The 21012-nt window shown below is 61.4% G+C and carries 17 protein-coding genes; 4 read left to right on the top strand and 13 right to left on the bottom strand.

The genetic code is table 11. The features are described 5' to 3' along the window. Positions 1-6: 6 nt before the first annotated feature. From FXB40_RS07465 to FXB40_RS07415, 10 genes are all read right to left on the bottom strand, one after another. The gene (locus tag FXB40_RS07465) at positions 7-2886 is read right to left on the bottom strand and encodes an ATP-binding protein (protein WP_148771563.1); all 2880 of its coding nucleotides are present in this window, start codon (positions 2884-2886) and stop codon (positions 7-9) included. Between the two features lie 117 nt (positions 2887-3003). After that, the gene (locus tag FXB40_RS07460; RefSeq protein WP_187436720.1) at positions 3004-5856 is read right to left on the bottom strand and encodes an ATP-binding protein; all 2853 of its coding nucleotides are present in this window, start codon (positions 5854-5856) and stop codon (positions 3004-3006) included. Further along, the gene (locus tag FXB40_RS07455) at positions 5853-6440 is read right to left on the bottom strand and encodes a helix-turn-helix domain-containing protein (protein WP_187436719.1); all 588 of its coding nucleotides are present in this window, start codon (positions 6438-6440) and stop codon (positions 5853-5855) included. Before FXB40_RS07455 ends, FXB40_RS07460 begins: the two co-directional genes overlap by 4 nt. Positions 6441-6632: 192 nt before the next feature. Next, positions 6633-7433, bottom strand: a complete 801-nt coding sequence (locus FXB40_RS07450; protein ID WP_148771560.1) for an acetoacetate decarboxylase family protein — start codon at positions 7431-7433, stop codon at positions 6633-6635. 115 nt (positions 7434-7548) lie between these two features. Further along, positions 7549-8349, bottom strand: a complete 801-nt coding sequence (locus FXB40_RS07445) for an acetoacetate decarboxylase family protein (RefSeq protein ID WP_148771559.1) — start codon at positions 8347-8349, stop codon at positions 7549-7551. A 785-nt stretch (positions 8350-9134) separates the two neighbouring features. Continuing rightward, on the bottom strand, positions 9135-9530 hold the full coding sequence (gene cyoD / locus FXB40_RS07435) for a cytochrome o ubiquinol oxidase subunit IV (protein WP_148771557.1): 396 nt from the start codon (positions 9528-9530) through the stop codon (positions 9135-9137). Next, positions 9527-10159, bottom strand: a complete 633-nt coding sequence (locus FXB40_RS07430; RefSeq protein ID WP_148771556.1) for a cytochrome (ubi)quinol oxidase subunit III — start codon at positions 10157-10159, stop codon at positions 9527-9529. Before FXB40_RS07430 ends, cyoD begins: the two co-directional genes overlap by 4 nt. Continuing rightward, a complete protein-coding gene (cyoB, locus tag FXB40_RS07425) occupies positions 10156-12144 on the bottom strand; it encodes a cytochrome o ubiquinol oxidase subunit I (RefSeq protein WP_148771555.1) in 1989 nt (662 codons plus the stop codon). The genes FXB40_RS07430 and cyoB overlap by 4 nt, the downstream gene beginning before the upstream one ends. Continuing rightward, positions 12141-13028: a ubiquinol oxidase subunit II gene (gene cyoA, locus FXB40_RS07420; RefSeq protein WP_148771554.1), complete on the bottom strand. Its 888-nt coding sequence runs from the start codon at positions 13026-13028 to the stop codon at positions 12141-12143. The genes cyoB and cyoA overlap by 4 nt, the downstream gene beginning before the upstream one ends. A gap of 1 nt (position 13029) precedes the next feature. Then, on the bottom strand, positions 13030-14016 hold the full coding sequence (locus FXB40_RS07415) for a heme o synthase (protein WP_148771553.1): 987 nt from the start codon (positions 14014-14016) through the stop codon (positions 13030-13032). A gap of 346 nt (positions 14017-14362) precedes the next feature. Here FXB40_RS07415 and FXB40_RS07410 point away from each other — a divergent pair, with 346 nt between their 5' ends. The 4 genes from FXB40_RS07410 to FXB40_RS07395 all read left to right on the top strand — a co-directional run bounded on the left by FXB40_RS07410 (position 14363) and on the right by FXB40_RS07395 (position 17933). Continuing rightward, positions 14363-14716: a hypothetical protein gene (locus FXB40_RS07410; protein WP_148771552.1), complete on the top strand. Its 354-nt coding sequence runs from the start codon at positions 14363-14365 to the stop codon at positions 14714-14716. Between the two features lie 47 nt (positions 14717-14763). Continuing rightward, a complete protein-coding gene (locus tag FXB40_RS07405; RefSeq protein ID WP_187436718.1) occupies positions 14764-15984 on the top strand; it encodes a threonine/serine exporter family protein in 1221 nt (406 codons plus the stop codon). A gap of 106 nt (positions 15985-16090) precedes the next feature. Continuing rightward, entirely contained in the window at positions 16091-17422 is a 1332-nt protein-coding gene (locus FXB40_RS07400) for an NAD(P)/FAD-dependent oxidoreductase (protein WP_148771550.1), read from the top strand. A 61-nt stretch (positions 17423-17483) separates the two neighbouring features. Further along, complete coding sequence (locus tag FXB40_RS07395) at positions 17484-17933, top strand: hypothetical protein (protein WP_210352133.1); 450 nt, start codon at positions 17484-17486, stop codon at positions 17931-17933. A gap of 54 nt (positions 17934-17987) precedes the next feature. On the opposite strand, the gene FXB40_RS07390 is transcribed toward FXB40_RS07395, so the two are convergent. The 3 genes from FXB40_RS07390 to FXB40_RS07380 form a co-directional block, all read right to left on the bottom strand. Beyond that, positions 17988-18773 (bottom strand): enoyl-CoA hydratase, encoded by a 786-nt coding sequence (locus FXB40_RS07390; RefSeq protein WP_148771549.1) that lies wholly within the window; start codon positions 18771-18773, stop codon positions 17988-17990. An 82-nt stretch (positions 18774-18855) separates the two neighbouring features. Beyond that, the gene (locus FXB40_RS07385) at positions 18856-20082 is read right to left on the bottom strand and encodes a CaiB/BaiF CoA transferase family protein (RefSeq protein ID WP_148771548.1); all 1227 of its coding nucleotides are present in this window, start codon (positions 20080-20082) and stop codon (positions 18856-18858) included. Positions 20083-20121: 39 nt separating this feature from the next. After that, positions 20122-20973, bottom strand: a complete 852-nt coding sequence (locus tag FXB40_RS07380) for an enoyl-CoA hydratase-related protein (protein ID WP_148771547.1) — start codon at positions 20971-20973, stop codon at positions 20122-20124. Positions 20974-21012 lie beyond the last annotated feature (39 nt).

Raw genomic sequence — 21012 nt, 5'->3', positions numbered from 1 at the left:
CGCCTTTCATCCGGCTCGCCGCGCACGAACCCGCGTCTGCTCGAGGAGCCGCCTCGCCGACACGAGATCCGGCGTTTCGAAGCCCTCGGTAAACCGGCCGTAAACAGCGCCAACGAGACCATGGGCTTTTCGGATCTGCCCCCGGTCCATCCAAAGCCGCGCAAGCTCCAATCCCGCCCGCAGTTCGAACGACAGCGCGGATTGCTGCCCTGCCAGCGTCATCGCCTCCTCGAAAGACGCCATAGCCAGATCACGCTGTTGGGGCTCGCCTGACAAAAGGGCCGAACCCTTCGCCAGCAACAGCGCCGGAAGGTGAAGAGGCCTGTTCGATCCGATCTGCGTGGCGATCGAACCGTCGATGAGAGCCAGCGCTTCCGCGGGCTCGTTTTGTCTTGCGAGACCGATCGCCAGCTCGGAAACAAAATCGGTTACAAGCATTTCGTATCGGAGCGCCCGGAGCTTGTCCAAGCTGTTCCGCAAATGACACATGCCGTCCGCCATCTGACCGACACGGACCAGATAACGTCCGCGAAGTCCCAGGGCGACGGCGCGAAACGGCTCCAATGAATATTTCTCGGAGGTGAGCTCGAGCGCAGAGAGATTCCGCTCGGCCTCGGCCAAATCGTCGACCCAGAAATAGAGCGGCATCGTCAGAATAAGAGCGCGACACAGGGCGATCGGATGATCCGACTTCTCCGCCTCCTCGACCGCTCTTGCAGCATAATTGGAGGCCCTGTCGAGATTGCCCGCGAACCAATGCGATCTGGTAAGGTTGAACAGAGAAGTCGTGCGCAGATCAAACAGATATTGAGTTGCGTTGAACCGCCGGGAAGCCGGGGCCCCGTGCAGGGCTCGCTCGAGGTATTTCGGCGCGCGGACGTGGTCCGCAAGCATGTAATACGCCGATCCCAGCATCGAATCCACAAGCGCAGCGTCTTCCGGATTTCCGGTCTTGCTCGCAACAGACTCCGCGCGTCGCGCAACTTCAAGACTACCCGCCGCATCGATCGTACGATGAAGATACATCGACAGCCCGCTGAGAAGGCGCAGTTGCTGGTAGGCATCCTCGCGCTGCTCAGCGAACGCCAGCGCCGAATTGAAGGCATCGCGAACCCGCTCGCTGTTCCCGGCAGTGAACATCAGCGACAAGGCAAGAGAGGCGTGGATTTCCATCTGATCGCGCGGGTCGCAGTCCGTACCAATTCGATCGATCGCCCTCTCCATCCAATCCCGGCACTCCATGAAAAGCGACTTAGCCAGAAGCAATTGCGAGGCGGCCGCCGCCATCCGGATGGCGGCGCCATCGTTTCCATCGGGACCAAAGGCCCATTCCAGCGCGGCACGGATATCCCCGAGATAGTGCTGGATCGTATCTGCCAGAGATTGTCCGGGTTCCAGATCGAAAAGGTTGCTGCGGGTGCCATCCAATGATCGGCTCAAATAGCTCGCATGACACGCCGCCACCCAATTATGTTCACCGCTTGCGGCGAGTTTCTCCAAGGCATAGGAGCGCGTGGTGTCGAGCAATCGGTAAAGCATCCGCCGATAGCTGGGCCACGCCACAACGAGCGATTTGTTGACCAGATTTTCGATCGTCCCCTCGATCTCGGACCGGCCAATTCCCTCCTGCTCTGCAACCGTACACGCCGCTTCCAGCGAAAAATGCCCGATGAAGATCGCGACACGGCGCAGCACGATTCGTTCGAGCTCGGACAGATGATCGTGGCTCCAGTCCAGCGTTGCCTTGAGCGTCTGATGCCGCGGATTTGCCGTCCGGCGACCGGACTTCAGCAGATCGAGGCGAGACCCCAATCTTGCCACGGTACTTCTGACGCCGAAAACGGCGGCCCTTCCAGCGGCGAGTTCGATGGCCAGGGCGATGCCGTCGAGCTTGCGGCAAATCTCGGCAACCATGGGGGCTTCGTCGTCACTGAGCGAAAAGCTGCCTCGGCGAGCACTGACTCGTTCGGCGAACAACCGTGCTGCCGGATAAGCAAGCACCTCTGACGCAGTCGGTCGCGGCTGCTCTGGCGGGCAGTCCAGTGGACAAAGATGAAGTACGCGCTCGCCGGGAACGCGCAAGGTCTCCCTGCTGGTCGCGAGTACGTAGACGTCACTGGTATTCTGGAAAATATAGTCGGCGATCTCCGCGGTTCTCTCGACAAGATGCTCGCAACTGTCGAGAACGACGAGCGCCCTGCGAGCGCTCAGGAAATTGAGCAACGCCGCCCTCGAATCGACCAGCTGCGGGGCGAGCCCGACCGCGGAAGCGACAGCACCGATGACTTGCTCCTTGCCGGTCACCATCGAAAGATCGACAAAAAATACAGACCCCGGAAAGTCCGCCAGCGCCCCGTGCGCCACAGACAGGGCAACCGTCGTCTTGCCGATGCCCCCTGCACCCAGAATCGTGATCAGGCGATGTTCCGTCTCCAGCAAACGCCGAATCTCGAGGATCACGTTATTGCGCCCAACCATGCGGCCCAGTGCCGGCGGCAGGTTGGACAATCCCAAGGATGCGTCACCGCTGTCGCGGGCCGCGGGAAGCGGCGTGACCGGCGCAATGAAGCTATAGCCGCGGCCCTGGATGTTCGCGATGTATTTGTTACCGAATTGACCGTCACCCAGCGTCTTGCGCAGCCCCGATAGATGGACGCGAAGACTGCCTTCCTCGACCGTTACGTCAGGCCATGCCCTGGCGATCAGTTCGGACTTCGGGACGACGTCACCGGCGTTTTCAAGCAAGGCGAGCAGGATATCGTAGGCTCTGCCACCCAAGGGAATGACCCGGTCCGCCTTGCTGAGAGACCGTTCTGCGACATTCAGCTCGAACGGGCCAAACCGAAGCCGGATTGCACTTGGTGAGCCAATTGGCTGGACTGACATGAATAATTCCGCCAAGACCGTCGACGATTTGGTTATCGCACCGTTCGCCGTCAGTCTTGCGCAAACGCACGTCAACCGATCAATTGTTAAACGAAACTCCTTTCAGCAACAAGCCCGTCACGGCACCGAATTTGCGATGCCATCACGCCGGTGTGAACCGTTCAGCGCCTGCCTGGCCAGCCGCAGATCGAACGTCTCGAAATCCTCCCGGAACTTCGAGCAAGTCGCTTGCAGCACCTGTCTCGCGGCCTCTTTTCGCCCCGTCGACTCTTCGGCAATCGCGAGACTCGTCGCCGCCCTGAGCGCCCACGACAAGCTCGCTTGCCTGTTTGCAAGCTCGAACGCGCGCTGGAAGTATTGCCTCCCGACCGCCAATCCCTCGCCGCAGCTCAGCGCCAGCTCGCCTCTGATACGGTGTAGCTCCGGGCCGTACCATCGGCTTTCGTCGAGATCGATCTTCGCCCGTTCGAACACATCAAGCGCTTCCCTCGATCGGCCCGCGAGGGCCATGCACATCGCAAACTCCGCCTGCAAGAACCAGTCGAAAATTCCGTAGCGTGCCGCGGACAGTTTCTCGAGACCTGAGTCAAGCATGGCGGAGGCAGCACTGATTTGCCCTCCTCGCCTGACTTCGTAGAGAGCCTGCATCCCGAGACCGAGCCCCTGATAGTTGTGCAGAGCGAATTTCCCGGCATGGGTGACGAGCTCGTCCAGGAGTGCCTCGGCTTCGCCGTCATCCGGATTTGTGAAATACGCGATGAGGCCCGCAAAGGTCAGCGCGCCGCAAAGGTTCACGGTCAGATTGGATTGGCGCGCCTCGGCGACCGCCATCTGATTGAATCTGCGGGCCTGGTCCGGAGAGCCGCGCAACCACGCCAGCGTCGCAAGACCGGCCAGATTGTCGACCTTGCGATCATAGCCAAACCGCTTGATCAGCAATTGTCGCGCAGCCTCGTCATCACGATGCAGCGACAATTCCAGCAGGCCTTGTGCTTCCGCAATGCGGCCGACATGGTAGTACGCGATGCCCCGCATATAGTTTGCCGTGGCGATGGCGCCGATCCGGCCTGTTCCTTCCGAAAAAGTGCCGCCCCGGTCCGCAAGCGCGATCGCTTGCGGATAGTTCGGAACACGCAACTCGTGCGCCCACAACACAAGCACAGCGTCCATCTGATAGTCGACGTCGTTGAGGCCCTCGGCGAGAAGCAGCGCCTTGGCCCATGTCGCGTATGATTTTTCCGTCATACCGCCCGTGAACATCACGCAACTCGCGAGGGCCGACTGGAGGACCATCTCCTGTCGCGTGCCAGAATTCATGTCGTCGAGATGGCTTATCGCCTTTCTCATCCATTCCACGCATTCGGTGAGCAGCGCCATGCCCATCCAGGCGCTTGCCGATGCCGCGGCGAGTTCAACGCCGATCCTCGTATCGCCCTTGGCGGAAAATGCCCAATTCAGGGCGGCTCTGAGATTGTCGACCTCGATCCCGAGCGCCTTGGGCCAACCCGATATGTCCATCGCGGCCCCCTGTCTGAACAGATCTGTGAAATAGAGAGCGTGACGGCGGCGAAAAAGGTCCTGCTCCTCGCTCCTGGCCAGTCGTTGCAAGGCAAACGCGAGGGTAGGGTCAAGCAAGCGCAGCCGCCCGTCCTGTCCCTGAGCGGCAATCATCGATTTCGAACGAAGCTCCCAAATGCAATCCGATACATTTGCTTCATCCACCGCCTCGTCAGCCACAACGGCGACTGCCGCTTCGAACGTGAAGCCACCGGCAAATACGCTGAGCCGATTCAAGATGCGCTTCTCGGCCTCGCCGAGCAGATCGTAGCTCCACTCCAACGTGGCGTTCAACGTCTGATGCCTGGACGGGGCGGTTCGGCGCCCCACCCATGACAGGTTCAGTCGTTCGTCGAGCAGGCTTGCCGTCTTGCCAAGGCCGAATATATCGACCCGGCAGGCCGCTAGTTCGACGGCCAACGGAATACCATCAAGCCGCCGGCAGATTGCCGCGGCAATCGGCGCGTCCGCATCCGCCAGCTCGAAGTCACTTCGCACGGCCCGCACACGATCGATCAGCAGCTGAACGGATGGGTATCGCAGCACGTCCCGCGCCGACAGGTTGCTGTCATCCGGAGGGCATTCAAGCCCACCGAGTTCGTAGACATGCTCCCCCTCGACGCGCATGGCCTCCCGGCTGGTCGCGAGCAAATGCAATGTCGGGACACGGCGAACCAGTTCCTCCGCGACGGCCGCGGCTCCGGCGATCAGATGCTCGCAACAATCGAGCACGACGAGCATTGGCCTTTCCCGCAGACGATCGATCAAGATAGGTACGACATTGGCTGTCTGCACCGACATGCCGAGTGACGTGGCGATGGCTGGCGCGACGAGTGAAGACTCGCCGAGCGCACTGAGGTCAATGAAAAGAACCTGGCCGTCGAAAACTGCGCCCATTTCATGGACGACTGCAACGGCCACCGTGGTCTTGCCGACGCCGCCAGGCCCAACGATCGTGACAAATTTCTGCTCGGCCAGCTTCGCCTGGATCTCGGCCACGGCGTCTTCTCGCCCAAGCATCCGCATCAAGCGCGCAGGCACTCGGGCCCTCGAAGGCCCCTTGGGATTCTCCGATGCTTGGGAGTCACGTGAAGTGACCGGCACGACAAAACTGTACCCTCGCCCGGGTATATTGGCGATATATCGCCTGCCGGGGTCGCTTTGATCGAGCGCCTTCCGCAGCGCCGAGATATGGACACGCAAACTGGCTTGCTCAGCGCCCCTCTCCGGCCAAACACGTTCGATCAGCGTCCTCCTGCCGACAACCTTGGTTGCCTGCTCCACCAGGACGATGAGGAGATCCATGGCACGCGCGCCCAGCGGCACGACTTTCGTGTCGTTCGTCAAAAGTCTGTTTGCGATTGACAGTTCAAAGGGGCCGAAGCTGAAGACTGTCCCCTGCCGACCGCTCATGCGGCATTCTCGTCCATGTCGGTTCTGGGGGTAGGCTCGCAGGGGATTCCGCGCTCGCGTCGCCAGTTGGCCGGGCTCTGACCAAAGGCTTGTCGGAAGAGCCTGCATAGATGCGCCTGATCGGAAAAGCCTACGCTCAGGGCAATTTCACTCAGCGACGCCGCACTGGTCATCATGAGGTGGCAGGCTCTCTCCAGGCGTCTTCTCACCACGTAAGCATGCGGCGACTCCCCGACAGCCAGCTTGAACTTCCGGGAAAAATGCGCCGGGCTTCGACGTGCGACTGCACTGAGATCCCGAATGTGAATGGTACGGTGCAGATTGCCGTCAATGTAGGCCCGCACGCGCAGGATCTGCCAGGCAGCCAGACCGCCCCTTGCGGTACCGTTGGCGCCCGAATGTCGCTCGATCTCCGCTTGCAGGATGTGAGATGCCGTGGCCAGCGACAACCTGGCCGCATCTCGATCACGTTCCAGCTCCCGTCTTGCCGTCTCAAGCAGCGTGGCCAGGCTGTTCGCCACCAGGTTGAACTGCTGGTCAGATGCCGAGGATGGTTCTAGTGCGGTAGCCGGAAGTCCTGCCATAGTCATGTCCTCGACGATCAGGCCGCCAGCCCCGGATCGGCGAGAGAGTGCAGCAAGGGGACCCTCATGGCTTGTTAAGTAGTGTTCTGAACAGTTAAATGAACAAATGCTCTTTTGTTGGGCAAACGTTCGAAAACGAGAAAACCCCTCTGTTTCCAAATAGATCGACGTCCAGAACCGGGAGTAGGCCGCTTACGAGCCCCGGTCTTCAAGGACCTTCAGATCACTGGTTGAGTAGGAAAGTGAATAGCGGAATCCCGCCTCGATCCGCCTCGGTGCGAGCGCATGGAGTTCTTCGCCGTTCGTTTCCGGAAAATTGAGTTCGCCCGTCCCGATCCATGCGCCGGCAACGGTGAGATTGTCGGTGACCGACATCGCAAGCTCGTCGACCGCAGGATTGTCCTGGCCTCCGGCCACCAGTCTCGGAAAGTATCTCAGCAACACCGTGGGGCGGGAGAGCAGAGACAGTCCGTCTTCGACCGGCTTGCGCAAGGTAACGCACGCTTCCGCAAGACGCTGGCCATGCGCCGAGAGGCTGGCACCAAACCGGCTGCCGGGCGCGATCGGCGCCGCGGCGGGCCCTGAGGCCGCAAAGGAGCGCGTCTGACAGATGCTGCCCATCTTCTTCGGAAATCCCTGCGTCCAACCGCGCGCCAGCGCAGCGTCATTGTCGACATAGATGTACGGACACCACATGACCGGGACGTCGGCATACATCGCATCGACCAAGACAAGCGCCTCGCGATATTGATAACGGGCCGGTTCGAGGTATTCGTCGTCCTGGGCGGTGAATTGCCAATCCAGGAACAGCATGACGGCGTGACCGCTCGAGTCCGGATCCGGGGAAAGGCCACGCGGCAATGTCGCTGCTGTCGCGTCGGGGTCGGCCCAGAACTCGACCCCGACAGCATCGCCAGCATAGTGCCAGGGTGGCGGCGGAGTGAGAGCGGCCTGACCGAATGGCGACTTCGGAACTGTAAAGCCCTTCAGCATTCCCGTGTCCTGGTGCATTGCTTTCAGTACCGATGCTACCGGAACCAGCCCCGCTTGATTTGATTGAAATGCGGCGGTTTGTTGATTCCTGTCGCAATCCGGAACACGCCGGCCGCTACGCCGTCAGGTCTGCCAGAACTTCGATGTCGGTGACGGAATAAGAGAACGAGAACCGATATGCGCGTCCCACCTTGAGCGGACCCAGCATCTCCAATTCCTCTCCGTAGGCCTCCGGAAAATTGAGCTCACCCTCGCCGATCCAGATGTTTGTGATCAGAGAATGATCCGAGACACATCGAACGAGTTCATCCACGGCCGGCTTGTCGTGCATGCCGGCGGAAAGCCGCGGAAAATACCGCCGCCCCACAATCCGGCGGTCGAGAAACCCGACAAGACGCTCGACCTTTTCGCGCAAGGTGACGCTCGCCTGCACCAGCAAGCGGCCGTGAGCGGACATGCAGGCCGAAAATCTGCCATCGTTGACGAGTGGCGCCGAAGCCATGCTCGCCGCGGCAAAGGTGCGCGTCAGGTGCACAGTGCCGAACTTTCTCGGATAGCCCTGAATCCAGCCTCTCATCAATGCAGCGTCGTTGTCCACATAGCAGTAAGGGCACCACGCTATTGGAGTCCCCTTCCATACCGCGTCGAGGAGAACGCTGAACCCGCGGCACTGATATCTGGCCGGGTCCAGATACTCCTCGTTCTGCGCCGTGAACTGATAGTCCGTGAAGAGTGCGACCGAGTGGCCTCGGCCTCGCTCATCAAGCTCCACACCCAACGGGAGGATCTGGACCGATACATCTGGATCATTCCAGAATTCCACCGCGAGCACGTCACCAGCGAAGTGCCAAGGTGGCGGCGGGACCAATGCAGCAATCCCCCGAGGCGACCGAGGAGCCGTAAATCCCTTGAGCATGTCTTCGCCCCGCCAGCAGTCGGTGTCAGGCGCATCATTCCAAGATCCAACACTAGCGTCTGCATCACACTCGACGCTTGGATGAACGTGTGATGACTTGGCAGTTCGTGCGGCTCGCCGTTGATACAAACCGGCCCGAACCGAGCAGCTCCATATTGCCCGCCCCCACAGGTCCGCTCCCGGTCGCGGTGCGCCGAGGCAGGGTCGAAAGCTACAAATGCTGACGTTTTGCGACAAGCCCGTGCTCGGACCAGCGCGTATCGATGTCTGCTTGACGAGGCCGGGTATCGGCCTCGATTAATCAGCGCGAGACTCCTGATGAAAACGAAAAGCTCAGATAGACGGATGCCACGGTGGTCGAGATCCCTAGCACGGGGTACGTCCCTGTGCCTGCTGCTCGCCACGAGCTGGCCTGCGCCCTCGTTCTCGCAAGGGACACCGGAACAGCGCGCGGCATGCACGCCCGACGCGTTCAGACTTTGCAGCGCGTTCATCCCAAATGCGGACGACATAGCGATTTGTCTCAGAGAACGGAGCTCCGAGCTTAGCGATGCTTGCAGGCAGGTGATCCAGGTAGAAATCACCCAAATGCCCGGCGCCAGGGATACCAATAGCCCACGCAAACGCACCACAAGATAGTCAGCTCGTAAGACGTCCATCCCTCAGCGCTGTTCGACAGCGCGTGGGGACAAATGCCTCTTGATCGACGAAGTCCCCAGCACCGCAAAATAAATTGCGCGGGGACGGGCATGATCGATCGACAGCGCCCGTCCCTGCGACGCTCCTCAATGTTGCATCCTCATACTCATCGGCGCGCCCGACGGCATCATCATGTTCGTATTCATATCAGCCACGATCCACATCGTGCCGGCGATCACGACGAATACGATGAGAGCGCCAAAGGCGAGTGCGAGCACGTTGTTGGTGCTTTCCGGCCCGCTGCTGATGTGCAGGAAAAACACCAGGTGAATGCCCATCTGGGCAATAGCCAGGACCGCGAGCCCGAGGACGACACCGCCTGACCAGAGCAGCGTCGTGTTCGCCGTCCAAAACGACGTGGCCGTGAGAAGAACCGCCACAACCAGGCCGATCGTGTAGACGAGAAACTCGGATGGAGCCGATTCGTTCATCTCGCGGCTCGGCCGGTCTCCGGGTGCGCGTTCGTGTCGAACCTCGGTCATGAACTCACTCCCATCAGATAAACCACCGTCAAGACTCCGACCCAGACGATATCGAGCGCGTGCCAGAACAACGAGAAGCAGAGCAGGCGATGCTGCACCCTCGCGGCGAATCCAAATACCGCAACCTGCACCATCATCACGGTCAGCCAGATCAGTCCGAGCGCAACGTGCAGGCCGTGGCATCCGACAAGCGTGAAGAATGCGGACAGAAACGCACTCCGCTGCGGCGCCGCACCAATGGCTATCATGCTCAGGAATTCGCGGATCTCGAGACCAAGAAATATGGCTCCGAGTGCGAACGTGATCAGCGCACCCAAATAGGTCCTTAAATACCGGCGCGAATTCACCGCCAAGGACATCAGCCCGCAAGTGTAGCTCGAAAAGAGCAGGCAGGCCGTCTCGATCGCTACCGTCGTCTGATTGAACAGCTGGGCGCCGGTCGGGCCGCCGGCCGTGGAGCGCACGAGGACCGCGTAGCTCGCGAACAGCGCGGCGAACATGACGATGTCACTCAGCAGGAAGATCCAGAAGCCAAAGGCGACCACGATCCTCTTTGGAGCAGGTCCCGCTTCACTGGCGCTTGGCAGTGCCTCCTGCGGAATCTGATCAATTGCTACGGCGATATTCATGCTGCAACTCCAGCCTGATGGGCCCGTACGAACCGAGCGATCTCCTCGGCCGGCACCTCAATTTCGTTGTGTCGGCGGAATGAGAAGGCAAGTAGCGTCACGAATGCGCCGAACATCCCGACGCCGGCCAGCCACCAGATGTGCCAGATCAGCGCAAAGCCGATGACGACGGCGAAGAACGCAGTAACAAAGCCCGTTGCGCTGTTCTTCGGCATTTCGACGGGCTCGTAATTGCGCGGCGGCGCTGGCTCCTCCCTCGTCGCTTGGGCGTGGCTCTTGCTGCTCCAGAACGCGTCCAGTCCGGCGACCTTGGGCTGGAATGCAAAATTCCATGCCGGCGGCGGCGACGCCGTCGCCCATTCCAGCGTGCGGGCATTCCAGGGGTCACCGGTCACGTCCCGCAATTCCTCACGATGACGGATCGACACCACGAGTTGCACGATCTGGCACACGACACCGACCAGGATGATGGCAGTGCCGAATGCCGCCGCGATCAACCACGGTTGCCACGACAGATTATCGTAATGTTGCATGCGCCGGGTCATACCCATCAGGCCGAGCACGTAGAGCGGCATGAAGGCAACATAGAAGCCGACGAACCAGCACCAGAACGAAGCTCTGCCCCAGCGTTCGTCGAGCTTGAATCCGAACGCCTTTGGGAACCAATAATTGTACCCCGCCATCACACCGAACACGACACCGCCGATGGCGACGTTGTGGAAGTGCGCGACCAGGAACACACTGTTGTGCAGCTGGAAGTCAGCCGGGGGCACTGCCATGAGCACGCCGGTCATGCCGCCGATGACGAAAGTCACTATGAAGCCAATCGACCACAGCACCGGCACCGAGAACCGAACCCGACCGCCGTACATCGTGAACAGCCAGTTGAAGACCTTCGCGCCCGTCGGCAAAGCAATGATCATGCTCATGACGCCGAAGAAGCCGTTGACGTTTGCGCTTGCCCCCATCGTGAAGAAGTGGTGCAGCCAGACCAGAAAGGAGAGGACACAGATGGTCATCGTCGCGGCGACCATCGAGCGGTAGCCGAACAGCGGCTTGCCAGAGAAGGTCGCCATCACCTCCGAGAATACCCCGAACGCCGGCAGGATCAGGATGTAGACTTCGGGATGCCCCCACACCCAGAACAGGTTCGAGTACAGCATCTGATTGCCCTGGCCTTCGAGCGAGAAGAAGTGAAAGCCGAGATAGCGATCGAGCGCCAGCATCGCGAGCGTGGCGGTCAGGACCGGAAACGCCGCGACAATGAGCAGGTTAGCGGCAAGCGCGGTCCAGCAGAAGACCGGCATGCGCATATAGCTCATCCCTGGCGCGCGCAGCTTGAGGATTGTTGTGACGAAATTTATTCCCGCCAACAAGGTGCCGATACCGGAGATTTGCAGCGACCAGAGATAGTAGTCGACGCCGACGCCGGGCGAATATTGCATTTCGCTCAGGGGAGGATAGCCCCACCAGGTGGCTTTTGAAAACTCACCGACCGCCAGCGAAATGTTGACCAACAACGCGCCCGAGGCAGTCAGCCAGAAGCTGACGGAATTGAGGGTGGGGAATGCCACGTCGCGAACGCCGAGTTGCAGCGGCACTGCGAAGTTCATGAGCCCGACCACGAACGGCATGGCCATGAACAAGATCATGATCGTGCCGTGGGCAGAGAAAATCTGATTGAAATGCTCCGGCGGCAGATAACCTTGTGCACCGCCGGCTGCGAGCGCCTGCTGCGAGCGGATCATGATCGCATCGCTGAAGCCGCGCAGCATCATGACGAGCGCCAGGATGCAATACATGGCGCCTATCCGCTTGTGATCGACGGAGGTGAGCCACTCGCGCCATAGATAGGGCCAGGCCCCCTTCACCGTGACGAATCCGAGAACAACCAGCACGACCAGGACCATGAAGCCCGTTGCACCCATGATGATCGGCTCATGCAGGGGAATCGCGTTCCAATCGAGCTTTCCAAGGAAATTCATCGCTCGGCCCTCTGCGAGGTTGAACAAACTGATAGAGAAGCGTCTTGATGGGAGTCTTGGGTACCCATGCCGGCGTTTACGATGCTGCCGAACAGATCGGGGGCGACGCCACGATAGGTGAACGGCGCAACCGCCCTGCTCGGCTTGACCAGATCGGCGTAACCCTGCTTATCGAGGACCGAACCGGTTTCGCGGGTCTGCCGCACCCATTGCGCAAATTTGTCGTCTGTCACTGCATCGACCGTGAAGTGCATGTCGGGAAAGCCGTCACCGCTGAACATGGCGGAGATCCCTGGATAGGTTCCCAGATGGTCCGCCTGCAGGTGGAGGCGGGTCGCCATTCCCGACATGGTGTAGATCTGGCTCCCGAGCTGAGGCACGAAGAAGCTGTTCATGACGCTCGATGATGTCAGCTCGAAGCTGACCGGCGTCCCAACCGGCACAACCAGCTTGTTGACGCTCGCGATCCCCTCGTCCGGATAAATGAAGAGCCATTTCCAATCGAGCGAGACGACCTGAACGTTGACAGGCTTGACCGTCGAGCTGATCGGCCTGCCCGGATCGAGATCATGTGCGCCGATCCATGCGACGCCGCCAACCAGGAGCACCGTCATCCCGGGGATGGACCAAACCAGCAACTCAAGACGCCCGGAGTATGTGAAATCCGGCCGATAGCGCGCGCGCTCGTTCGATGCACGAAACCAGAAGGCGAAGCCAAGTGTGGCGAGGATCACCGGGATCACGATCGCCAGCATGATGCCGAGCGCGTTGATCAGAATTTGCCGCTCGGCCAGCGCGATCGGCCCTTTCGGATCGAGCACGCCTTCGCAGCCGCCGAGGGTCGCGGCACTGATCAGGACGACAGCAAGTAAACCATAGCGCATGTCAGACCTCGCTGAAGTTGACGATGCCATTCTGCGACGCGCGCATGAATGACGACGGCTCGCCTCGATGGTCGATCAGGAGAGCCGCGAACAGCACGAACAAATAGGCGATGGAGAATACAAATAGTCGTTGAGCGGTGCGGCGATCGGCCTCGACAGTCCGGTTCAAGCGAGCCGCGCGCAGAACGAAGATCGCTCCGCCGATGGAGGCGATCGCACCATACATCGTGCCTGCGAACCCGATCGCCCAGGGCAGCTCCGAGGCGAGAGCCAGAAGGCCGCTGTAGATCAGGATCTGCCGCGTCGTCGCAGTGCGGCCCGCGACAACCGGCAGCATCGGCACGCCCGCACGCGCGTAGTCGTCGGTGCGGTTAAGCGCCAGCGCCCAGAAATGCGGCGGCGTCCAGAGAAAGATGATGAGGAACAGCGCGAGCGGCTCCAGCCCGATGTCGCCAGTTGCCGCGGCCCATCCGATCACGGGCGGCAGCGCACCGGCGGCGCCGCCGATGACGATGTTCTGGCGTGTGGACCGCTTCAGCCACGCCGTGTACACGACAACATAGAAGAGGATCGTTCCCGCCAACAACGCGGCTGCCATGAGGTTCGTCGCCAGGGCGAGAGCCACTACGGAGAAACCGCCAAGAAGAAGCCCAAGGACAAGCGCCTCGAACCGAGAGACCTTGCCGCGAGGAATTGGCCGCATAGCAGTGCGGCTCATGATCGCATCGATATCCGCGTCGTACCACATATTGAGCACGCCGGCGGCTCCCGCTCCCGCCGCAATTGCAAGAACCGCCATAACGGTCGTTAGCGGATCAAGTCGAACCGGAGCGCAGCTCAATCCGACAAGCGCCGTGAAAAGCGCGAGCATCATCACGCGCGGCTTTGTGAGGGCGACGAAGTCGGAGACACTCCGATGGGCAGCGAGCCGATGGTCAGGTCGAGATCGTCCTTCCCCAAGCTGGCCAGCAATGGACTTGACGTTCATCTCGCGGCTCCAGGTTCATTCCGAATGCGACCTGTCATGTTCCGTTCGAACAGCGACAGTGCGTGCGTTCAGTATGTCTGCGCGGCCGTGGCCACGATTGAAGATGGCTGCTCGATTGGTGCCAATCCTGCTCAAAATAATTGGCTGGGGCGCCTGGTCTCGCCAGCATCTTTCGTGAACGCACGATTCAAAGCGGTCTGAGCACTTTTCAACAAGCGCTTTGTACCAATCTTTCCTAGAGCAGATCATCGCCTGATGTCTGTGACGCTTGGATTCCTGGTTTGAACATCGGCGAGATTCGTTCCGTTTGTGCGGAAACGGACGCCGAGCCCACGGAGAACTATCAATGAAGACGCATTTGCTCTGGACGATTGCAGCTCTTTGCCTGGTGGCGCCAGCCGCGCAGGCGCGATCGGCCTATGACGGCTCCTGGGATCTCGTCTTCGTCACGCAAGGGGGCGCGTGCGATCCCAGCTACAACTTCACGGTCAATATCGCCGATGGAGTCGTTACCCATCCCAACCTCGTGAAATTCAGGGGATACGTCGCGAGATCCGGTTCGGTCCGCGCCTCGGTGACAGTCCAAGATAAATTTGCCTCAGGCACCGGAAGACTTTCGGGGAGCTCGGGTCGCGGACGGTGGAGCGGCTATTCGGGAAGTTCACGATGCTCGGGTTACTGGACCGCGCAACGCAATTGAGCGAGCGAAAGCAGGAGAGCTCGCGCGCCGAGCCACCGTCGAGCGAGATGGCGCTGAACACGACCGCGCTGGCGGCGGCCCTTCTGTTTGCTCACGGTCAGACCACGGAACGGACGGTTGTCGCTGCCACGCGCCTTGGGCGCGTGCTCGGCGTGGCGGTGAAGGTTCTTCCGCAATGGGACGAGCTCATCATCAAACTCGACGGCTCGCTCGTCTCACAAACGGCGCCCGCCAGGCCGCTCGGCGTCGACATGGGCAGGGTACTCGCCGTTACGACGGTGATAGATCAGATCTGTGACGGCACCCTGCCGAGCGCGGCCTCGAAATCCGCGCTGGAATCGGCTGGCAGTCTGCCGCCGGCTTCCACGCCGCGCTTTGCCCTGTTCGCGGCCGTTGGCGCGGCTTCGCTGGGCGTCATCTTCGGCACACTCGATGCGGTAAACCTTCTGCTGATCGCGGCGAGCGCCGCCATCGGAGCGCTCGTCAGGCGCTGGCTGTCTGGCTTCAGCAATAACCCGCTGGTTCAGCCGCTTTGCGCCGCGCTAGTCGCCGGTGCCGTGGCGGCTGCCGCCGGCCGTTTCCGCCTATCAGATGCAACAACGCTGATCGCCTTCTGTCCCTGCATGGTGCTGGTCCCCGGTCCGCATATCCTCAACGGTGCCATCGACCTCGCTCGTACGCGTATCGCGCTTGGCATCACACGCCTGGCCTACGCCGGCGTTATAGTGTTGCTGATCTGCGCCGGCGGTCTATTCGGGTTCACGGCCGCCGGCGGGACGCTCGCGATGGCCAGACCAGCTCCGCCCGTGCCCCTGATCGTCGACGTGATTGCAGCAGGATCAGCAGTCGCTTCCTTCGGCACGTTCTTCTCGATGCCGTGGCGTCTGCTGCCTTTCCCGATAGCAGTCGGCATGCTTGCGCATGCCGCACGCTGGACGGCGATCTCCGCCGGTGTTGGTGCTCCCATCGGGGCACTCGTTGCCTGCCTGCTGGCCAGTGCCCTCACCGCGCCCGTCGTCGATCGGCTGCATCTGCCCTTCGCGGCCGTCGCCTTCTCCGCCGTTGTCTCATTGATGCCGGGCTTCTTCCTGTTCAACGCCGCGACGGGCCTTGTCGAATTGCTCTCAATCGGCCCGGGTGCACCGGTCGCTCTGCTGACCAGTATCGCCGTGAGCGGTACCACGGCACTTTCGATTATCATGGCCATGGCCTTCGGGCTGATTCTCCCGCGCTTGCTGTACGAGCGCCTCAGGCCCTTCGCCGGATGATCAGGCACGGTCGTTCAATGCACCGCAGCGCCATCCAAGATTAATCCGGGGCTCCGCTGTAGTTGATCCTGACGGGGGCGGCTGGCCCTGGAGAGTCGGTGTACCCATGACGACAATTCTCACCAAATCGTTCCCGCAAGATGAGCAGCCGTTGGCAAAGCCGGCCCCGGGCAAAAAGCACGTCCTGATCGTTGGCGGCGGCTTTGCCGGTGTCGCGGCGGCACGGGCCCTGAAGCGGTCCGATGTCGACATCACGCTGATCGACCGGCGCAATCACCACATCTTTCAGCCGCTGCTGTACCAGGTCGCCACCGCTGTTCTGTCACCATCCGAGATCGCGGCGCCGATCCGGCAGCTCGAGGCGAAACAGAAAAATCTCAGCGTGTTGCTGGCCGAGGTCAAGGGTATCAACCCGGGAGCACGTACCGTCGAGGCCGTCTGCCCGGAGATCGGCAGTCGAAAGCTCGCGTACGACTTCCTGGTGATCGCGACTGGAATGCGTCCGAGCTATTTCGGTCATGACGAGTTCGCCCAGTTCGCACCGGGCCTCAAGAGCCTGAACGACGCCGAAACGATCCGGACCAGGATCCTGAGTGCGTTTGAATTGGCGGAAGCAACCGATGACGAGCAGGAACGCGCTCGACAAATGACTTTCCTCTTGGTGGGCGCCGGCCCGACCGGCGTCGAGCTTGCCGCTTCGATCGCTCAGCTGGTCTCGGTGACCCTGCGCAATAATTTCCGCAGGATCGACCCGGCCAAGAGCCGAATTGTCCTGCTGGATGGCGGCACACGCATTCTACCAACCTTCGCGGAACCGCTGTCGCGAAAGGCCGCCAAGCGACTCGCGAAACTCGGCGTCGAAGTTTCGACGGGCGTGAAGGTCGAGAAGGTCGACGATCAGGGCGTAATCGCGGCCGGCGTCCGCATTCCCAGCGCCACCGTGCTGTGGACAGCCGGCGTCAGCGCTTCGCCGGTCGTGAAAATGCTCGGGACTCAGACGGACCGCGCCGGGCGCGCAGTCGTCGGCGCCTTCATGGACGTTCCCGAGGCGCCCAACGTCTTTGTAGCTGGAGATGCTGCCACGATGACCCAGGATGGCCATCCCGTCCCCGGCGTGGCCCAGGCGGCCATTCAGCAGGGACGATTCGTCGGGCATGTCATCGCCAACCGTGTCAGGGGACACAAGGATGGTCGTCCGTTTCGGTATCGCAACAAGGGCAATATGGCGGTGGTTGGCAAGAACTTCGCCATCCTCGAGACCCGCCATTTGCACAGCAGCGGCTTTGTGACCTGGCTGATATGGGCCGCGCTGCACGTGCTTGCGCTGCCGCAGCTTCAGAACAGGTTTCGAGTCCAGACGCAGTGGTTCTGGTCGTATCTGTCGGGCCAACGGAGCTCGCGGCTGATTTCCGAAGGGCCGCGGTCCCCCGCGTCATAGTCGAAAGACAGGCCCGATACCCGTGACTGCCGGCTTCTCCGGCCGGTTGGAGATAACACCTGTGGACGCCTCCATCATCTCCGCGCTCGCTGCTCTCACGGGAGCGGCCGTGGGCGGTCTGACAAGCGGAATAGCGAATTGGCGGAGCCAGCGAAGCCAGGTCCGCGCCCAGTGGGTTCTTCACGAGGAGACTCGCCGGCAGACCCTGTACAGGGACTTCATCGAAGACGCCGCCAAATGTTACATCGATGCGCTCCAGCACGATAAGGCCGACATTCCCAGCCTGGTCAGCCTTTACGCAAAAATGAGCGCGATGCGGGCGATATCTTCGAAGCCGGTGGTCCATCATGCCGAGGATGTCACCCGCAAAATCCTGGACACCTATCTGGAGCCGGACAAGAGCTTCGTCGAGCTACGCGAAATGGCCATCGACGGCACGATCGATCTGTTGCGTGACTTCAGTCAAGCCTGCCGCGACGAATTCGAGCAAATGCGGCCGATCCATTTTTGAGCGTCACCGCGCGATGGCGAACGCCCGCGCGCGCGTCCATCGGCTTTTCGCCGGTCATGCAGTCGTCTGGGACTTGATCTTTCGGCTGAAGTCGGGCTTGCGCTTTTCCACGAAGGCCGTGAACGCCTCTCTTGCGTCCTCGGAGCGAACCTGCGCGCTGAACTCTTCGTTCTCGGCCTTCATCGCGGCCCTGATCTGCTCGCGAAATGGCTGCTTCATGAGCCTCTTGCTAGCCTGCATCGCTGCGGCCGGCTTCGCGGCCAACTTCCGGGCCGTGTCGGTTGCCTTCGCCCGGAGATCGCTATCGGGAACAACTTCGGTGACCAGACCCAGCTCCGCAGCGCGCTTGGCATCAAAGGGAGATCCCATCAAAATCAGTTCGGCCGCACGGACGTGACCGATCCGCGCCGGCACGGAGCAACTCGATCCGAACTCCGGAACAAGCGCCAGATTGATGAAGGGCATCTGGAATTTTGCGCTCTCGCCCGCGTAGATGAAATCGCAATGCGTCAGCATGGTCGTGCCGCCGCCGATGGCGGCGCCGTGGACTGCCGCGACCAGCGGCTTGTCGAAGCCGAGCAGCGCGTCCATCAGCCGGGACTGCGGCGATTCTCCCGCCCCTGGCGGATTCTTCAGAAAGTCCTCGATATCGTTGCCGGCACAGAACGAATCTCCCGCGCCATGCCAGAGGACGACACGCGTGCTCTCGTCTTTCGCCGCCGCGTTGAAGATGTCCGCGAGAGCCACGTACATGGCCGACGTCATCGCGTTCCGCTTTGTCGGGCGGTTCAACTGGATGCGCAGGATGCCTGCGGCCTGTTCGGTGACGATCTCATCCATTGGCGAACTCCTGGTCCCTTTGGTGATTTTCACTGCGAGCGCGGGGGGCGCGGCGGCCTGCCGCCGCGCCCCCGCCGCCGCACTAGGCCGCGTGTTCCTTCGCCTTCGGAACGGTGCCGCTCGCATGCAGACCATCGATTTCCGCCGCGCTGAATCCCAGCTGCCGAAGCACTTCGTCGTTGTGTTCTCCAATCTTCGGGGCGCGTTTCGCGGACACCTTGGCGACGCCGTGCACCTGAAGCGGGCTCGATATCGTGGACGTCAGCTTGCCCCCGGCACCCTCGAGCGGAACGATGATGTCGTTCGCCCGGAGCTGTGGATCGTTGATCACCTCCTGCGGACCGCGTACCGCTCCGAACGTCACGTGGACGCCGTTGAACACCTCGTACCAATGTGACATCGGCTCGGAACAGAAGGTCTGGTCGAGAATCGCCGTAAGCTCCGCCATGTTCGCCATCAGCTTGGCCGGGTCGGAGAACCGCGGATCGGTCAGGAGATCGGGCCGGCCGATCGCCTTCGCCACGGCCTCCATTTTGTCGGGCGTGATGATGAGGACGAACCAGGTATCATCCTTGGCGCGATAGACGTTCATGGCGGCATTTGCCGGGTGCATACGATCATGCAGCCCGAAGAATTTCGCGTCGCAGAGTGCGGCCTGGATCGAGACGCTGGCGGACCACACCCCCTCGGCGAGTAGCGAGGTCGTGACATGCGCCCCCGCCCCCGTGCGCTCGCGACGATATAGGGCGGTGACGATCGCCGAATAGAGCCCGACCGCGGTGGCATTGTCGCCGCTGCCGGCCACGGGCCAGGTCGGCGGCGCACCGGCATCGCGCGTCATCGACAGCAACCCGCTACGGGCCCAGTACGACGTGATGTCGAAGCCGGGGAGATTCGCATCCGGCCCTTTGTCGCCGAAGCCCGTGATGTCGGCGTAGATCAGCCGCGGATTCCATCCCGCCACATCTTCATATTCGAGCTTCAGTTTCTTGCGCGCGGGATGCGGCGTGTTGACGATGAGAACGTCAGCCCATTTGACCAGCTTCTCGAGGACCTGATGGGCGCCCGGAGATTTCAGATCCAGCGCCATACCGCGCTTGTTTCGATTGGCCAGATGCCAGGGATAGGCATCGTCGGCGACCGGTTGCGGCGGGAGATGGTTCGCGTGTCGCCACAGCTCGCCGCTCGGCGGCTCCACCTTGATCACGTCGGCCCCGAAATCGGACAAGATCACGGCCGCGCTGGGACCCGCGATGAAACTCGCGAGATCCACCACCTTCAGTCCGGAGAAAATGTTATCGTTTGCCATGGGTGGTCCTTTCCAGAACTCGTAGAGGGCGGCCTTGCTTCAGCGTCCGCGAAACTGCGGCGCCCGTTTCTCGAGGAAGGCAGCGGTGCCTTCCTTCTTGTCTTCGGTGGCGGCGCAAATGCCGAAGAAGGAGGCTTCCAGCGCGAAGCCTTCGGCTTGGCTCGTGTCCATGCCTTTGTTGGCGGCATCCAGCGAGAACTTCACCGCGATCGGCGCGTTAGCCATGATCTGCTTCAGAATCGCTTCGGCACGATCAATCAGGCTGCCCGCGGCAACGACTTCGTTGACGAGCCCGATGCGATAAGCCTCCTGCGCGGAAATCGTCTCACCCGTGAGGATCAGCTGGAGCGCACGCCCTTTTCCCACCAGGCGCGGCAGGCGCTGCGTGCCACCACCGCCTGGCAGCAGGCCCAGCTTGACCTCGGGTTGACCGAATTTGGCGTGCTCCGCCGCGATCCTGATGGTGCAAGCCATCGCGGTCTCGCAGCCGCCACCGAGTGCGAAGCCGTTGATCGCCCCGATCACCGGCTTGCCGAGATTTTCGATGAGGTCCAGCACACCCTGCCCGAACCGGCTGGACTCCTCGGCATCGTAGGCGTCGACATGCGCGAGCTCACTGATGTCGGCGCCGGCGATGAACGCCTTGTCGCCGGCGCCGGTGAGGATCACTCCGCGCACTGACGCGTCTGCCTTGGCGTCCTCGAACGCAGTATGCAGATCGGTCCAGGTCGGCGTGTTGAGCGCGTTGAGCACTTTCGGCCGATTGACCGTGACGTAGGCGATCGCACCCTTTTTCTCGTACAGGACGTTCGCAAGCGCCAGCGCCGCTCTGGGGGCTGAGGCTGGTGCTGTTGCAGGCGAAGGGGTGAACGGTGCAGTTCCCGAAACCATAGTGATGTCTCCTGGTAGGGCGGCCGGCGCGGGTGCGCC

Origin of the sequence: Bradyrhizobium rifense (genome assembly GCF_008123425.1) — a bacterium.
Taxonomy (GTDB): domain Bacteria; phylum Pseudomonadota; class Alphaproteobacteria; order Rhizobiales; family Xanthobacteraceae; genus Bradyrhizobium; species Bradyrhizobium rifense.
The sequence above is the reverse complement of the archived record's forward strand: the minus strand, read 5'-3'. Positions and strand labels throughout refer to the sequence as shown.

Bases quoted from the DNA above. Each gene is read 5' to 3' on its own strand.
- FXB40_RS07455 (WP_187436719.1), bottom strand. From the start codon at position 6,440: ATGGCAGGACTTCCGGCTACCGCACTAGAACCATCCTCGGCATCTGAC.
- FXB40_RS07410 (WP_148771552.1), top strand. From the start codon at position 14,363: ATGAAGACGCATTTGCTCTGGACGATTGCAGCTCTTTGCCTGGTGGCG.
- FXB40_RS07445 (WP_148771559.1), bottom strand. From the start codon at position 8,349: ATGCTCAAGGGATTTACGGCTCCTCGGTCGCCTCGGGGGATTGCTGCA.
- FXB40_RS07390 (WP_148771549.1), bottom strand. From the start codon at position 18,773: ATGGATGAGATCGTCACCGAACAGGCCGCAGGCATCCTGCGCATCCAG.
- FXB40_RS07430 (WP_148771556.1), bottom strand. From the start codon at position 10,159: ATGAATATCGCCGTAGCAATTGATCAGATTCCGCAGGAGGCACTGCCA.
- FXB40_RS07405 (WP_187436718.1), top strand. From the start codon at position 14,764: ATGGCGCTGAACACGACCGCGCTGGCGGCGGCCCTTCTGTTTGCTCAC.
- cyoA (WP_148771554.1), bottom strand. From the start codon at position 13,028: ATGCGCTATGGTTTACTTGCTGTCGTCCTGATCAGTGCCGCGACCCTC.
- cyoB (WP_148771555.1), bottom strand. From the start codon at position 12,144: ATGAATTTCCTTGGAAAGCTCGATTGGAACGCGATTCCCCTGCATGAG.
- FXB40_RS07400 (WP_148771550.1), top strand. From the start codon at position 16,091: ATGACGACAATTCTCACCAAATCGTTCCCGCAAGATGAGCAGCCGTTG.
- FXB40_RS07415 (WP_148771553.1), bottom strand. From the start codon at position 14,016: ATGAACGTCAAGTCCATTGCTGGCCAGCTTGGGGAAGGACGATCTCGA.
- FXB40_RS07380 (WP_148771547.1), bottom strand. From the start codon at position 20,973: ATGGTTTCGGGAACTGCACCGTTCACCCCTTCGCCTGCAACAGCACCA.
- FXB40_RS07450 (WP_148771560.1), bottom strand. From the start codon at position 7,433: ATGCTGAAGGGCTTTACAGTTCCGAAGTCGCCATTCGGTCAGGCCGCT.
- FXB40_RS07460 (WP_187436720.1), bottom strand. From the start codon at position 5,856: ATGAGCGGTCGGCAGGGGACAGTCTTCAGCTTCGGCCCCTTTGAACTG.
- FXB40_RS07385 (WP_148771548.1), bottom strand. From the start codon at position 20,082: ATGGCAAACGATAACATTTTCTCCGGACTGAAGGTGGTGGATCTCGCG.
- cyoD (WP_148771557.1), bottom strand. From the start codon at position 9,530: ATGACCGAGGTTCGACACGAACGCGCACCCGGAGACCGGCCGAGCCGC.
- FXB40_RS07465 (WP_148771563.1), bottom strand. From the start codon at position 2,886: ATGTCAGTCCAGCCAATTGGCTCACCAAGTGCAATCCGGCTTCGGTTT.